This is a genomic window from Hyalangium sp., from assembly GCF_045802625.1.
In the GTDB taxonomy this organism is placed as follows: Bacteria; Myxococcota; Myxococcia; order Myxococcales; family Myxococcaceae; genus Hyalangium.
In genome coordinates, this window is record NZ_JBJMQP010000048.1 from 88,294 (window position 1) to 101,482 (window position 13,189).

Consider the following 13,189-nt stretch of genomic DNA (forward strand, 5'->3'; position numbering starts at 1 on the left):
ATGGGATTGCTTCCCAAACGCTCCATCCTTGCCAAGCTGCACTCGGGCAAGCAGTTCGAGTCCCTCGATGAGCATCAGGAGTTCCAGCTAAGACTGGCAGCTGAGTTGGAAAAAGGCTCCGTCGAACGCATTCCCGTAGGGAAACTCTTCTCTTACGTTACTCCCGAGGAATGGTACCGCGAGAAGGACTCTGGAATCGTCTACCGCTATATCCCCCCTGAGTTCCCCCTCAAGGGGCATTGGTTGCGCGTGAAAGATCCCGAGGAGCGCTCGTACTTCGGACAACTCCACCATGGAGATCGCCCCACTCCTGAGGAATACACCGCCCTCAGTGCCAAGCTGGAAGAACTCTGGCTTCGTGGAGAGGTGGAACGCGCTCCAGACGTGGACACGCCCGTCAAGGGCGTTCTGATCTACCACCACCCTCCCTCGGACGAGACCTTCGAATTGCAGCCTCCGGACAGAGCCACGAAGTGCGGCACGTGGCGAAAGATCTTCCGCTCTCACCAGGACGGCAGCTGGCCCGGAGAGCTGAAGCGAGACATTCCCCCGGCCCGGCGCGGGGCCTGAGCAGCAAAGGAGACGAACCATGGCGATTGCCACTGCGCCGCTGGCGGCGAACCAGGCGGAGTTCGAGTTCGAGTGCGGCCCCCACCCCGCCGGCGAGCTGGCCGTGCTCGGCTTCACGGTGGAGGAGTCACTCTCGGCGCTCTACCAGGCGGAGATCGATCTGGTGCCCGGTCCGGACATCGAGGTGGACGGCGCGGAGCTGCTCGGACAGAACGCGCTGCTCACGATGCAGCTCGGGGACGGCTCGGCGCGCTTCGTCCACGGCATCATCGGCCACGTGCGGTGCTGGGACGAGGGCACGGGCCCCGAGCGCAAGCGCTGCCAGGTGCGCGTGGTGCCCAAGCTGTGGACCCAGCGCCACGTGCGCCGCAGCCGCATCTTCCAGGAGATGACCACGCCGGACATCGTGAAGAAGCTCCTCGGTGAGGCGGGCGTGGAGCACCGGCTGGCGCTCTCGGGCAGCTATCCCAAGCGCGAGTACTGCGTGCAGTACCGCGAGTCCAACCTGGACTTCATCTCCCGGCTGCTCGAGGAGGAGGGCATCCTCTACTTCTTCGAGCACGAGCAGGGCACCCACACGCTGGTGTTGGGGGACTCGCCCTCCGCGCACGAGCCGCTCACCGGTGAGCCCCGGCTGGTCTTCCGGGACAAGAGCCAGATGGTGGCGGCCTCGGAGGCCGTGAACGAGTTCGCCGCGCACCTCGCGGTGCAACCCGGCGCCGTCATGTTGCGCGACTACAACTTCCTGCGGCCCACGAGCGACTTGAGCGCGGACGCCTCGGCGGACGGCGCCGACGCGGTGCTGGAGGTGTACGACTACCCCGGGCGCTATGACGACGTGGGCGCCGGGCGCAACTACTCGAAGATCCGCCTGGAGGAGCTGCGCGCCCGGGCGGAGACGGCCGCGGGCTCGAGCGTCTCCCGCAGGCTGACGCCGGGCTACACGTTCGAGCTGGCCGAGCACCCGACGGGCGCCTACGACGGCGAGTACCTGGTGGTGTCCATCACCCACCGGGGTTCCCAGCCGGAGGTGCTGCCGGGCACCCAGGTCCGGCGCTCCGGGGAGCAGCCCGAGGCCTACCGCAACCACTTCACCTGTCTGCGCAAGGCGGTGCCCTTCCGGCCCGAGCGGAGGACCGCGCGCCCCTGGCTGCCGGGACCGCAGACGGCGGTGGTGGTGGGCCCGGCCGGCGAGGAGATCCACACCGACGAGCACGGCCGCATCAAGGTGCAGTTCCACTGGGACCGGGAGGGCAAGGGAGACGACAAGAGCTCGTGCTGGATCCGGGTGAGCCAGGCGTGGGCGGGGCCGGGCTGGGGCGCGCTGTACCTGCCACGCATCGGCCAGGAGGTGGTGGTGGAGTTCCTGGAGGGGGATCCGGACCGGCCGCTGGTGACGGGCAGCGTGTACAACGGGCACCACCCACCGCCGTTGGAGCTTCCCGGTGAGAAGACGAAGAGCACGCTGCGCTCGAACTCGAGCCCCGGCGGTGGAGGCTTCAACGAGCTGCGCTTCGAGGATGCGGCGGGCTCGGAGGAGGTGTTCTTCCACGCGCAGAAGGACTTCAACATCGTCGTGGAGAACGACAAGGCCCAGCAGGTGGGCGGCAACGAGAAGCTGCTGGTGGAGAAGGACCGGAGCCGGGAGGTGCACGGCAACCAATCCCTGCAGGTGAAGAAGGACGACTCCTCGGTCATCGGCGGCAACCAGTCCTTGGACGTGACGAAGAACCGCTCGACGACAGTGGGGGGCAACCACACCGAGTCGGTGGGGGGCAACCAGTCCGTCACGGTGGGCGGAGCGCAGAGCGTGTCGGTGGCGCTGGCCTCGGCGGAGAACATCGGTCTGGGCAAGGCGGTGAACATTGGCGGCGGCTACGCGGTGACGGTGGGCGGCGCGATGAACGAGCTGGTGGGCGGGCTGAAGTCCGAGCAGGTGGGCGGCGCGAAGGTGGAGCTGGTGGGCGCCAAGAAGTCCGAGACGGTGAAGGGCAACCGCACCTTGAGCGTGGGCGGGGACTACTCGGAGACGGTGAAGAAGAAGCGCAACCTGAAGGTGGATCAGGATCACCTGCTCAACGTGGGGGGCAAGTACCAGGTGCTCGCCAAGGAGAGCTACGCCATCCAAGGCAAGGAGCTGGTGCTGTCGGCGGAGAACTCGTTCACGCTCCAGGTGGGCAGTGCCACCATCCAGGTGAAGAAGGACGGCAAGGTCGTCATCAAGGGCGGGAAGATTGAAGTCACCGCGTCGGGTGACATGGTGCTGAAGGCCTCGAAGATCGAAGAGAACTGAGATGACAGCCAAGAACACGCAGACGAGGACCCACTCCGAGCCTCAGGAGCGGCAAGAGTCGAGCTCGGAGCCTCTGCTGGGATCCCGCGTAGGGTGGCTCACTCCAAGCCCACCGGGCTCTCTCCTCGTGGACTTCGAAGGCAACCGTCTCGGGCCCCTGCCCGCGCGGACCACGGTGCCCTTGACGCCTGAGCAACTCCGGCACGCCATCGCTTCCAGGCAAGGCGTGGTGCTCATGTTCGAGAATGGAGATCCTTCCCTGCCCCTCATCATGGGGTTGGTGCAGGCGATAAGCGCGACCCCCCTCGTGGATGCCATCCTCGAGAACCTGCCTGCCCCAGCCCCCATGGAGGCGACGGTCGACGGCAAGCCGCGAGTCGTCGAGCTCGAGGCTCAGGACGAGCTCGTCCTGCGCTGCGGCCAGGCCTCCATCACCTTGCGGCGCAACGGGAAGATCCTCATCCGCGGCGTCCAGGTGGAGACCCGCGCCTCGGGGACGAACCGAATCAAGGGTGGCTCGGTGCAGATCAACTAGCGGTGGCTCGCCGTACACCATGCCGAACCTCGAGAACCTCACCCGCTTCCACGCCGTGGACCTGCCCTCCATGAACAAGGAGGGCGAGGAGTTGCTGGTCATCTGCGTGGCCGGCCGCTTCGACTTGCCCCCAGCGGGCCGCCCCTCGAATGAGCCGCCCAAGCCCAGTGACGAGCAGCGTCCTCCCGTGATGGAGGACGTCTACTGGGGCGAGCCTGGAGCCTCCAGCCTGCGCTACGAGGGGCAGACTGCGTATACGCGGCCGGGAACAGACATCTATGTCCTGGGTCAGGCCTGGGCCCCGGGAGGCAAGCCCGTGCCAGAGATGCTCGCGGCCGTGAAGGTGGGCCCCTGTCAGAAGGGCATTCGCGTGTTCGGAACCCGCGTGTGGTACCGGGGCGCATTGGGGCTCAAGGCCTCGGCGCCGAGGCCCTTCGAGTCCATGCCCCTGCGCTACGAGCGCAGCTTCGGCGGAGTGGCTGCGGCCACGGGCAAGGAGCCTCCCGCCTACGAGCCGCGCAATCCCGTGGGAATAGGCCTGTATGGCTCAGCGAAGGAAGCCATCGAGCAGCCGTTGCCCAACTTGGAGGATCCGCTCCACCTGCTGAGCAGCCCGACGGATCGTCCCTCTCCCTCAGGCTTCGGCCCAATCGCGAGGAGTTGGCAGCCGCGCCTCGGCTTCGCCGGCACGTATGATGAGGCATGGGTGGAGAAACGCGCTCCCTTGTGGCCTCGCGATTTTGATCTGCGCTTCTTCCACGCCGCATCGCCGGGGCTCATCGCCGCACCGGGACTGAAGGGGGGAGAGCCTGTGGTGCTTGCGGGATTCTCGCCGGACGGGCAGTTTGCCTTCCGGCTCCCGCGCCACCGGTTGATGGTGAAGAGCCTCTTCCGTCACCGGGTCGACCGGCGAGAGCTGGCCCTGGACGCAGTGCAGTTCGAACCCGACGAGAAAGCCCTCACGATCATCTGGCGCGCGGCCATTCCGGCTCACAGGGAGTTGGCCCAGCACGAGTACAGCCTCGTCCGGGAGTTGGAACACTGGGAGGAGTTGTCTTCATGAACGCGCGCCGGCGGGGAGCGGACGCGATGGCCATCATCGGGTTGGGGCTGTGCACCCCGCTCGGGCTGACTGCTCGCGCCACTCAGGTCGAGATGGCGGCGGGGACGGTCCGCTTCTTCGAGACGGAGGTGCTGGACAGCGCGGGAGAGCCCATCCGTGCTTCGGTGCTGCCCCTGCTGGAGCCAGAACTCACCCGCACGGAGCGGATGGCGGCACTGGCCGTGACAGCTCTGCAAGAGGCCCTGAAAGGCACGGCCTCACTTGGAATCGAGCGCCTGCCGCTCCTGCTCGCGCTCCCCGAAGCGGGCAGCGGTGCGTCTTTCGATCTGAAGGCCCTGCTGAAAGCACTCAACGACGCCTCAGGCCCGGTCCGCCTGGAATCCTCGGAGAGCACGCTCATCTCCGAGGGCCGCGCAGGCTTCTTCCGAGCGTTGACCGAGGCCTCCCGCTTCCTGAGCTCGCGAAAGGCCTCCTGGGTCCTGGTGGGCGGAGTGGATTCGATGTGCGACCGTGACTCGCTGGCCCACCACGCACACATGGGCCGAAGCCTGGGCCCAAGTACCCGGGATGGCACCCTGCCGGGAGAAGGAGCTGGCTTCTTGCTGCTCGCCTCCCCTCTCACACAAGGTCAACGAGGGTTGGCTCCTCTGGGCTGGATTGTCGGCTACAGCCTCTCGCACGAACCCCACTGCTTTCTGCAGCGGAAGCCCAACCTGGCAGAAGGCCTGTCGGATGCGTTCCGCCAGCTGCGCACTCATCCTGTGGTGGGGGCTCGGCGGGTAGACCATGTTCTGTCGTGCCAGACCGGGGAGAACTTCTGGGCACAGGAGTTCAACTACTCCTACCTGCGCAACGCGCCCCTGATGCCCGAACCTCTGACGATGGCGCTGATAGCCGCAAGCCTGGGTGATGTGGGAGCGGCGGCAGGGCCCATTCAGGCCGGCAGCGCACTGCACCACTTGAAGAGGCAAGCGCCCGCAGAAGAGGACCCCACGCGAGTGCTGGTATACGGATGTGCCGACGCAGGCCAGGTGGGAGCCTGCGTCATCGAGGGGGACTCATGAGCAAGGTCTACGCCAATGGCAGAACCGTGGTGCATCAGGGAGATGGCCTGGTCAACACAGATGCCCTGCCCGACGTGTGCAAGACCCCCTCCCCTGGCGGCCCGGTTCCCATCCCCTACGTCAACGTCGCACGAGATGGCGATCTGGCGAATGGGAGCACCTCCGTCAGCATCGAGGGCAGTTCCGTAGCCCTCAAGGATTCGAACCTGAGCACGAGCAGCGGGGATGAACCCGGCACGGCGGGCGGCGGGATCATCTCCTCCAAAACGAAGGGGAAGATGACGTGGGCCAACGCCAGCTTCGACGTGAAGATCGAGGGCCAGGGCGTCGTCCGTTTCCTTGAACCCACGCAGCACAACGGCAACACCTTCAACAGCACATTCACCCAGCAGGGTGGCACCGGGCTCGGCTATGGCGACGATCCTCTTGATCACGGTAAGTGCCCCCGCTGCGAGCAGGACAAGCCCACTCACGTCATACTGGAGACTCCCGAAAGCCTCTCCATGGCCATGGCCCTCTTTGGCAAGCTCGAATGGGTGCGCGCCAATAGGAGCCATCTCCAGACGCTCAAACCTGGCAAAAGAGGCTATATGATTGGCGTTCTCTTCTGCAAAGGCATCCCCAGCGGACAAGGGAAGATCTTCGCAGCCAAGTCCGGAAGCGAGAACGATCCCCCCGGCTTCAAGAGAGCCGTCCGCCTCTTGAACAAAGAAGACTCCAGGTGGACTCGCTGTGGGCAGGACGTGCCCGGAGATGAGCATGATCTCGATGATGGGGTGACCCAGAAGAAGCCAAAGGAAAAGCCCCCAGAGCTCGAAGATGATGGCTCGGGGACCATTGATTTCAACCGTGTCCGCAATAGCCTTGGGCCCATTCCGGGTGGCCAAGCCTATTTCGAAGCACTCTACGCGAGAGTCCCGCTGATCCCGGATCCCACCAACCCAGGCAAGTTCCTATCCCGGAATGAGCCGGGAGTCTGTGCCGCTCCCAAGCTCATCCAGAAGGCTCTCGACGAGGGACACCACCCGCTCAACATGACAGAGATCTGGTATAGCCCTGCCGCTTCCATTGCCGTCAAAACAGTCGTCTTCGATATGAGCCCTCAGGCCACCGCCTCCCCCCAGGCGGCCCCACAGATTCAAGCGTTTGGCTCCGGCCAGTCAGTCCCATCCTGCCTGACCTGCCAGGTGCAACTGACTCCCATGCTCTGTGGCAGCGCGGATGCCACCTGCCCCTAGGAAAAGCCGCCATGATGCCGGAACTCATCCGTTTCGCCAGCCAGTATGATCCCGCCTTTCCCCAAAAGATTCGGGGTGCGGCCCCAGAAGAGATTGCTCATCTGGAATCCTTGGCCGGGCGAAAATTCCCGGCCGTGTATCGAGAATTCTTGACTCGCATGGGCAAGAGCATGGGGGATGTCGGCTACTCAGATGTCAATTTCAGCATGGGCGCCATGGCCAGGCTCCACAAGAACGAAGACCAGGAGCTCAACTGGCCCAGCCAGTTTCTTGTCATCGCCGAGCACGAGCAGGACCCCTACTTCAACTACTTCCTCGATCTCAACAGCATGAAGGAAGGAGATTGCCGGGTCGTTCGCTTCGACATTTCACTGAGCACAGAGGGATACAATCCCAAGCACATACGTCCAGAGGCACCCAGCTTCACGACGCTCCTCTTCGAGATGGTCTTTCTCAGCAAGCATCTGGCACGCTTCCCTCAGCACGCCTCAGCCACCTTCTCGTTCCCCAAGCTGAGCACCCAAAGCCCAGAGCCGGCCAGAGTCATTGAGGTTTTCGAAAAGGCGGCGACCCTCCTGGGATTTCGGAAGTGCTCTTATTCAAGACCAGAGCACTCCATGCTCGAGCGCGAGAACGCAGCCATTTATGGGCGAGGCTCTCGGCTCGGTGAGGTGAGCGTCAACATATCCGCTCAAGATGCACGTGAACTTTTGCGCCTCCGTGAAACCCTCACTGACTACGCAGCCCTGCACTGAGTTGTCGCTGCGGCAACACCGCTCGGATGAAAAGAATCCCTACTCTACTCCACCATCCTCAAGCACAAGAATTCCTCCAAGGCTTTCAAGAGGAACACTGCTCTGAAATCGAATTTCTACTGGAACAGCGCAAGCGATACTTGCGCGCCGCTGCGATGCCATGGCCCAAGCTCGGAGACCTGGAGCAGAGAATTGACGCCCATGTCGACGCGATGCGCGCGGGTGGAACCGTTGCTCTGGAGCTGGCTCGGGAAGCCATGGCGGGGGGTGACGACGCGCAAGCCATGGCAGGGCTCCACGTCGTGGCCTCGTTCCAGGAGGCCGAGGGGACCGATGGGCTCGGAGAGCTCCTCCATGCTCTCGAGGAGGCTGCTTCGGACCTGCTCCACATCTGGGAGGAGGTCCTCGTGCTCTCGGAGCATCCCCGGGTCGCGGAGCGGACTGCTCCTTTGCTGGCATCCCCGCGTCCCGAGGTGCGCGCCCTGGCTGCTCGCATCCTGGGCCGGCGACATGAGGGCAAGGCGGAGCGACTCCTCCCGCTGCTGGATGATGCTTCTGCCGAGGTCCGCAGCGCCGCCGTCATGGCCCTGGCCCGGCTCGACTACCGTCCCGCGGTTACCGCCATCGAGAACCTGCTCCAGTACGTCCCCGTCTCCGAGTGGGAGCCGTTGACCTTCGCGGCCCTCTGCCTGGGCTCTCCCCGGGCATTGCGGCACTGCCGTCAGGCCTGCCAGGCGGGAGGAGACATCCCCTCTGGGTTTCCCCGGCTGCTGGCCATGGCCGGTGAGGAGCGGGACCTGCCTCTCCTCCAGAAGCTCTGCTCACACCCAAAGCTGGCCCCCCGGGCCATCGCGGCCCTGGGCATCCTGGGCGTCCCCTCCTCCGTGCCCTTCCTCATCGAGCAGCTCGCCTCGGACGCGCTCGAGGTCCGCCTGGCGGCGGGGACGGCGCTCAACCTGCTCACCGGTGCGAACCTCTCCGTCACGGCTCGTGTCCGTGAGGAGGGGGACGAGCCTGATGAGCCCGGCCGCGAGGTCCGTTTCCCCAACACGGACGCTACCGTCTGGACTGACTGGTGGGATGGCCACGCGCCCCGCTTCTCGGGCTCGCGGCGCTTCCGGCGCGGCAAGCCTCTCTCCTTGGGCCTCTGCGTCGAGGAGCTCGCGGACCCCCACAGCCCGTTCGAGATCCGCGAGCGCGCTGCCCAGGAGCTTCGCATCCACTCCGGACAGGCCATCGGCTTCGAGCCGGACTGGCCCATCCGCCGCCAACGGGCCGCCGTGGACCGGTGGCAGGAATGGTGGACGGACCACCGCGGCTCCCGCCCGTTCCGAAGGTAGCCCTCCAAATGAAACGGCCCGGTGCGCCGCTGAGGCACACCGGGCCGTGGTGCTTCAAGCCGCGGGCGGCGCTACGCCTTGGCCAGCTGGCGCAGCACGAACTGGAGAATCCCGCCGTGGCGGTAGTAGTCGAGCTCGTTCGGCGTGTCGATGCGGCACAGCGCCTTGAACTCCTTGGTGCCGTTCTCGCCCTCGGCCTTCACCGTGAGCATCTTCTGCGGCGCCAGCCCGTCCGCGATGCCCGTGATGGTGAACTTCTCGTGGCCGGTGAGCCCCAGCGACTGCGCGTCCTGGCCCGCCTCGAACTGCAGCGGCAGCACGCCCATGCCCACCAGGTTCGAGCGGTGGATGCGCTCGAAGCTCTTGGCAATCACCGCCTTCACGCCCAGCAGCTGCGTGCCCTTGGCCGCCCAGTCACGGCTGGAGCCCGTGCCGTACTCGGCCCCCGCCAGCACCACCAGCGGCGTGCCCTCCTGCTGGTACTTCATGGACGCGTCGTAGATGGTCATCCGCTCGCGCGTGGGGATGTGCACGGTGACGCCACCCTCCACGCCCGGCACCAGCAGGTTCTTCAGGCGGATGTTGGCGAACGTGCCGCGCACCATCACCTCGTGGTTGCCGCGCCGCGCGCCGTACGAGTTGAAGTCCTTGGGCTCCACGCCCTCGGCCATCAGGTACTTCGCCGCTGGGCTGTTCTTGGCAATATTGCCCGCCGGAGAGATGTGGTCGGTGGTCACCGAGTCTCCCAGCACCGCCAGCACCCGCGCACCCGTAATGTCCTTGGTGGGGCCTGGCTCCTTCGGGAGGTTCTCGAAGAAGGGCGGCTTGCGCACGTAGGTGGACTTGGGCTCCCACTGGAAGGTGTTGCCCTTGCTCACCTGGAGCTGCTGCCAGAGCGTGTCGCCCTCCATGGCGTGCGCGTACTGCCGGCGGAACTGCTCCGGCTTCACCGAGGTGCGGATCAGCTCCTTGATCTCCTCGTTCGTCGGCCAGAGGTCCTTCAGGAACACCGGCTTGCCGTTGCGATCATGGCCCACCGGATCCGTGTCCAGGTTGCGGTTCACGTCCCCGGCCAGCGCGTACGCCACCACCAGCGGCGGCGAGGCCAGGTAGTTCATGCGCACGTGCGGGTTGATGCGGCCCTCGAAGTTGCGGTTGCCCGAGAGCACCGCCGCCACCACCAGATCGCCCTCCGTCACGGCGTTGGCCACCGGATCCGGCAGCGGGCCCGAGTTGCCGATGCACGTGGTGCACCCGTAGCCCACCACGTGGAAACCCACGCCCTCCAGGTACGGCAGCAGGCCCGCCTCCTTGAGGTACTCAGTCACCACGCGGCTGCCCGGCGCCAGGCTTGTCTTCACCCACGGCTTGGCCGTCAGCCCGTGCTCCACCGCCTTCTTGGCGAGAATGCCCGCGCCAATCAGCACCGCCGGGTTCGAGGTGTTGGTGCACGAGGTGATGGCGGCGATCACCACCGCGCCGTGGCCCACCTTGTAGCTCTGGTTGCCGGCCGTCACCGTGGACGTCTGCGCCAGCCGCTCGGGAGCCACGGGCGCCGCGGGAGCCTTCGCCTTGCCGCCGCCCTCGTCGTCCTCGCCCTTGCTCTTGCCCGCCGCCAGCATCTCCACCAGCGACTTGTCGTACGCGCCCTTCATCTCCTTCAGGGGCACGCGGTCCTGCGGACGCTTCGGGCCCGCCAGGCTCGGCACCACCGTGGAGAGGTCCAGCTCCAGCGTGTCGCTGAACATAGGCTCGGGCGCGCCGGCCGTGAGGAACAAGCCCTGCTCCTTGCAGTACGCCTCGGTGAGCGCCACCACCTCGTCCGGACGGCCGGTGAAGCGCAGGTAGGCCAGGCTCTCCTCATCCACCGGGAAGAAGCCGATGGTGGCCCCGTACTCGGGCGCCATGTTGGCGATGGTGGCCCGGTCCGGCAGCGACAGGCTCTTCAGCCCGTTGCCGTAGAACTCGACGAACTTGCCCACCACGCCCTTCTTGCGAAGCATCTGCGTCACGGTGAGCACCAGATCCGTCGCCGTGGCGCCCGCTGGCAATTGCCCCGTGAGCTTGAAGCCCACCACCTGCGGAATGAGCATGGTAATCGGCTGGCCCAGCAGCGCCGCCTCGGCCTCGATGCCGCCCACGCCCCAGCCCACCACGCCGATGCCGTTGATCATGGTGGTATGGCTGTCGGTGCCCACCAGCGTGTCCGGGCAGGCCACGTTGCCGTTGCGGAACGTCACCTGCGCCAGGTACTCCAGGTTCACCTGGTGGCAGATGCCGATGTCCGGCGGCACCACGCGGAAGCCCTTGAACGCGCTCTGCCCCCAGCGCAGGAAGGCGTAGCGCTCGCGGTTGCGATCAAACTCCAGCTCCGCGTTCTCCTTGTACGCCGCCGTGGTGGCGAACGTGTCCACCTGCACCGAGTGATCAATCACCAGATCAGCCGGGTTGCGCGGGTTGATCTTCGCCGCATCCCCGCCCATGGCCGCCAGGGCCTCGCGCATGGCCGCCAGGTCCACCACCGCGGGCACACCGGTGAAGTCCTGCAGCAGCACGCGCGCCGGGTGGAAGGAGATCTCCGTCTCCGGCGTGGCCTTGGGATCCCACGCGAGCATCTTCTCGATGTGCTCACGCTTCACCACGCGCCCATCCTCGTGGCGCAGCAGATTCTCCAGCAGCACCTTCAGCGAGAGCGGCAGCCGGTTCACCGCCGCGTTCGCCTTGGCCAGCTTGCTCAGGCTGAAGTAGTCGTACGTCGCCGAGCCCACCTTCAGCTGGCTCTTCGTGCCGAAACTGTCCGTCATGTGCGTTCGCCGTCCTTCCCGTACGGATTCGCGGGTCTTCTAGGCCCGCGACGGGCGGCTTGCAAAGAGTTCGTACGCGCGCATTCCAAGGGCGGACGATTGCCCCTATCAGCCGCGCAAGCTCTGGATGTTGCTGGGCTTTCCCGGCTCGGCGGCGCTCAGAGGATCTTCCGGAAGAAGTACAACACGCGCTCCAGCACCTTCTTCCACAGGGGCCGGCGGCGGAACTCCTCCAGGAGCACCTCGTGGCAGCTGCCGCAGTCGCTGCGGAACGACTCCTCCACGGCCCGTCCCAGCTGCGGATCGGCGAACACGGCATTCACCTCGTGGTTGAAGGCCATGCTCAGCCGCTCGAGGTTGAACGAGCCCAATGTGCCCCACACCCCGTCCACCACCGCCGTCTTCGCGTGCAGCACGCCGCGCTGCCACTCGAAGATGCGGACGCCCGCGCTCAAGAGCCGCTCGTAGAAGGCGTGCGCGCAGTGCTCCAGGAAGGGGTGATCGCTGCGGCCGTTGAGCAGCAGGCTCACCTCCACCCCGCGCTGGGCTGCCTCGCGCAGCGCCGCCATCATCCGCCGATCCGGCACGAAGTAGGCCGCGGCGATCAGCACGCTGCGCCGCGCCCGGGAGATGGCGTGCAGGTACGCCCGGTGGATGCTGCGGCGGCTGGAGAGCACCGTCAGGCACACGCGGCCCTTGTGCGGCAGCGGGCCCCTCAGCCGGCGCAGCCGCCTCAGCCAGTTCAGCCGGTGGCGCAGCCGCCCCACCCGGTCCTGGAAGGCCATGCGCCAGGTGGCCAGGAAGCGGCGCTCCAGTTCGTGCACCGCCGGGCCTTCAATCCGCAGCACGTCGTCGCGCCAGCCCGCGCCCTTGTGCTCGCCCACCGGCGCCCAGTGCGCGGAGATGTTCACCCCGCCCACGAAGGCCACCTCGCCGTCCGCCACGAGGATCTTCCGGTGATCCCTCCGCAGCAGGTAGCGCAGCCCTCGGCTCAGGCTCAGAGGCTTGAAGGGGCGGATGTCCACCCCGCGCTGGCGCAGTGACTCGAAGAAGCCGCGACGGCTCGTCCACGAGCCCATCGCGTCATAGAGCACCTTCACATGGACGCCGCGCTCGGCCGCCTCGGCCAGCGCCTGGCCGAACAGCTCGCCCACCGCGTCGCTGATGAACATGTACGTCTCGAGCCGCACGTACCGGCGCGCATTCCGGATGGCCTCGAGCATGGCCGGGTACGCCTCCACGCCGTCCCGCAGGAGCGTGCAGGCGTTGCCCTGCATGATTGAGTGGCTGCGGGGCAGGTAGTAGCGCGCCAGCAGCCTGTTGGGGACGCCTGGGCTCCAGACGACCCCATGTTGCGGCACAGGCCCGTGGGGCCCGTGGGACAACCCGCCCGCGCCGAGTGACTCCGTCCGAGCCGACCGATCGTCGATCCGCGCCAGCCCCGCCTCCTCGCTCCCCACCCCCTGCTCGTACATGGCAAAGGTAGGGTGCGAATCATCGGGCGGACCGGCAACCCACCGGCAGCCT

General features: G+C 66.3%; 10 protein-coding genes. 8 read left to right on the forward strand and 2 right to left on the reverse strand.

Annotated features, from left to right (window positions below; genetic code table 11):
• From ACJ8AT_RS09030 to ACJ8AT_RS09065, 8 genes are all read left to right on the forward strand, one after another.
• On the forward strand, positions 1-570 hold the full coding sequence (locus ACJ8AT_RS09030; protein WP_407737240.1) for a hypothetical protein: 570 nt from the start codon (positions 1-3) through the stop codon (positions 568-570).
• Positions 571-589: 19 nt separating this feature from the next.
• Entirely contained in the window at positions 590-2,863 is a 2,274-nt protein-coding gene (locus ACJ8AT_RS09035) for a type VI secretion system Vgr family protein (RefSeq protein ID WP_407737241.1), read from the forward strand.
• 76 nt (positions 2,864-2,939) lie between these two features.
• On the forward strand, positions 2,940-3,398 hold the full coding sequence (locus tag ACJ8AT_RS09040; RefSeq protein WP_407737280.1) for a DUF6484 domain-containing protein: 459 nt from the start codon (positions 2,940-2,942) through the stop codon (positions 3,396-3,398).
• Between the two features lie 19 nt (positions 3,399-3,417).
• Entirely contained in the window at positions 3,418-4,461 is a 1,044-nt protein-coding gene (locus ACJ8AT_RS09045; RefSeq protein ID WP_407737242.1) for a DUF2169 domain-containing protein, read from the forward strand.
• Positions 4,458-5,525: a 3-oxoacyl-ACP synthase gene (locus ACJ8AT_RS09050; protein WP_407737243.1), complete on the forward strand. Its 1,068-nt coding sequence runs from the start codon at positions 4,458-4,460 to the stop codon at positions 5,523-5,525. The genes ACJ8AT_RS09045 and ACJ8AT_RS09050 overlap by 4 nt, the downstream gene beginning before the upstream one ends.
• Positions 5,522-6,763 (forward strand): DUF4150 domain-containing protein, encoded by a 1,242-nt coding sequence (locus ACJ8AT_RS09055; RefSeq protein WP_407737244.1) that lies wholly within the window; start codon positions 5,522-5,524, stop codon positions 6,761-6,763. The genes ACJ8AT_RS09050 and ACJ8AT_RS09055 overlap by 4 nt, the downstream gene beginning before the upstream one ends.
• Positions 6,764-6,774: 11 nt before the next feature.
• Positions 6,775-7,518, forward strand: a complete 744-nt coding sequence (locus ACJ8AT_RS09060; RefSeq protein ID WP_407737245.1) for an SMI1/KNR4 family protein — start codon at positions 6,775-6,777, stop codon at positions 7,516-7,518.
• Between the two features lie 155 nt (positions 7,519-7,673).
• Positions 7,674-8,858 (forward strand): HEAT repeat domain-containing protein, encoded by a 1,185-nt coding sequence (locus ACJ8AT_RS09065; RefSeq protein ID WP_407737246.1) that lies wholly within the window; start codon positions 7,674-7,676, stop codon positions 8,856-8,858.
• A gap of 71 nt (positions 8,859-8,929) precedes the next feature.
• Here the strand turns inward: ACJ8AT_RS09065 and acnA are convergent, their stop codons facing one another.
• Positions 8,930-11,662, reverse strand: a complete 2,733-nt coding sequence (gene acnA, locus ACJ8AT_RS09070) for an aconitate hydratase AcnA (RefSeq protein WP_407737247.1) — start codon at positions 11,660-11,662, stop codon at positions 8,930-8,932.
• A 158-nt stretch (positions 11,663-11,820) separates the two neighbouring features.
• A complete protein-coding gene (locus tag ACJ8AT_RS09075; RefSeq protein WP_407737248.1) occupies positions 11,821-13,137 on the reverse strand; it encodes a phospholipase D-like domain-containing protein in 1,317 nt (438 codons plus the stop codon).
• Positions 13,138-13,189 lie beyond the last annotated feature (52 nt).

What these genes read in the sequence shown, in the direction of transcription:
- ACJ8AT_RS09050 (WP_407737243.1), top strand. Translation starts at nt 4,458, where the DNA reads ATGAACGCGCGCCGGCGGGGAGCGGACGCGATGGCCATCATCGGGTTG.
- ACJ8AT_RS09045 (WP_407737242.1), top strand. Translation starts at nt 3,418, where the DNA reads ATGCCGAACCTCGAGAACCTCACCCGCTTCCACGCCGTGGACCTGCCC.
- ACJ8AT_RS09060 (WP_407737245.1), top strand. Translation starts at nt 6,775, where the DNA reads ATGATGCCGGAACTCATCCGTTTCGCCAGCCAGTATGATCCCGCCTTT.
- ACJ8AT_RS09030 (WP_407737240.1), top strand. Translation starts at nt 1, where the DNA reads ATGGGATTGCTTCCCAAACGCTCCATCCTTGCCAAGCTGCACTCGGGC.
- ACJ8AT_RS09075 (WP_407737248.1), bottom strand. Translation starts at nt 13,137, where the DNA reads ATGTACGAGCAGGGGGTGGGGAGCGAGGAGGCGGGGCTGGCGCGGATC.
- ACJ8AT_RS09035 (WP_407737241.1), top strand. Translation starts at nt 590, where the DNA reads ATGGCGATTGCCACTGCGCCGCTGGCGGCGAACCAGGCGGAGTTCGAG.
- ACJ8AT_RS09065 (WP_407737246.1), top strand. Translation starts at nt 7,674, where the DNA reads ATGCCATGGCCCAAGCTCGGAGACCTGGAGCAGAGAATTGACGCCCAT.
- acnA (WP_407737247.1), bottom strand. Translation starts at nt 11,662, where the DNA reads ATGACGGACAGTTTCGGCACGAAGAGCCAGCTGAAGGTGGGCTCGGCG.
- ACJ8AT_RS09055 (WP_407737244.1), top strand. Translation starts at nt 5,522, where the DNA reads ATGAGCAAGGTCTACGCCAATGGCAGAACCGTGGTGCATCAGGGAGAT.